Genomic DNA, 411 nt, shown 5'->3' with positions numbered 1-411 from the left:
ATCTTGACCGACAAGTACTGGTGGACCGCATTCGCGGTGACGTTGGCGATCACTGTCGTCTCGGTGACCATCGAGTTCGTCCTCGGTATGGCACTGGCTCTGGTCATGCACCGCACCATTTTCGGCAAGGGCGTGGTTCGCACCGCGGTGCTGATTCCCTACGGGATCGTGACGGTGGCGGCTTCCTACAGCTGGTACTACGCCTGGACGCCGGGCACCGGTTATCTGGCCAACCTCCTGCCCGACGGCAGCGCCCCGCTCACCGAACAGTTGCCCTCGCTGGCCATCATCGTGCTGGCCGAAGTGTGGAAGACGACGCCCTTCATGGCGTTGCTGCTGCTGGCCGGGCTGGCACTGGTGCCGCAGGACCTGCTCAACGCCGCCGAGGTCGACGGGGCCGGAGCCTGGACG

Annotated in this window: 1 pseudogene; it reads left to right on the top strand. The window is 65.2% G+C overall.

Annotated features, from left to right (window positions below):
* Positions 1-105: 105 nt before the first annotated feature.
* Positions 106-411, top strand: a pseudogene (locus tag IMZ11_RS44435) (ABC transporter permease); the annotation flags it as partial.

Source organism: Microtetraspora sp. AC03309 (assembly GCF_020826795.1).
Lineage (GTDB): Bacteria > Actinomycetota > Actinomycetes > Streptosporangiales > Streptosporangiaceae > Microtetraspora > Microtetraspora glauca.
Note: the sequence above shows the minus strand (reverse complement) of the source record. Positions and strands in the feature narration are given on the sequence as shown.